Annotated in this window: 1 pseudogene and 1 other annotated feature; the pseudogene reads right to left on the minus strand. The window is 48.6% G+C overall.

Annotated features, from left to right (window positions below):
• A pseudogene (locus AS194_RS02170) lies at positions 1-710 on the minus strand (IS3 family transposase); the annotation flags it as partial.
• Positions 493-609: a sequence feature (AL1L pseudoknot), on the minus strand. It overlaps the preceding pseudogene by 117 nt.

Below are 710 nucleotides of genomic sequence, written 5' to 3' on the forward strand. Positions count from 1 at the left end.
GGAATTGTTTCTGTCTGCTATTGCTTGGTTCAATGCCGCCATTACCATATCGGTGTTCATGCGATTAGAAACTTTCCAGCCCACAATAGCGCGAGCAAACACATCAATAACAAAAGCAGTATATACCCAGCCGCTCGTTGTCTTGATGTAGGTGAAGTCCGCTACCCAAAGCTGGTTAGGACGATGCGCCTTGAAGTTGCGATTGACCAAGTCATCAGCGCGTTTTTGGTCGTCACGGCTGTTGGTGGTAATCTTGCCCTTACCACGCCAGACACCTTGTAAGCCATGCTGTCTCATTAATCGCTCTATGGTACACCGAGCAATCTTTAACCCATCAGCTTTCATCTGCTGCCAGACTTTACGCACACCGTAACGGCACTTGCTGTCCTGCCAGATGCGTTTAATCTCGCTGAGATAATAGTCGTCATGCTGTCTGCGTAGTGAACGCTTGTGTGGGTTGTCGCTTAAGTCTTGAGCACGATAATAAGTTGACGGGGCAATCGGTAGCACTCTACAGATCAGCTCGACCCCATAACTACCTCTATAGTCATCAATAAACTGAACCATTACTTGTGTGGGCGGCCGAGCTCCGCCTGGGCGAAAAAAGCAGCAGCCTTACGTATAATCTCATTGGCTTGCTTGAGCTCTTTATTCTCGCGTTCAAGCTCTTTAATACGTTGTTCTTGGCTTTGGGCTTGCACTGAGGCGGG

The sequence above is a fragment of the Psychrobacter piscatorii genome (assembly GCF_001444505.1).
GTDB classification, from domain to species: Bacteria; Pseudomonadota; Gammaproteobacteria; order Pseudomonadales; family Moraxellaceae; genus Psychrobacter; species Psychrobacter piscatorii_B.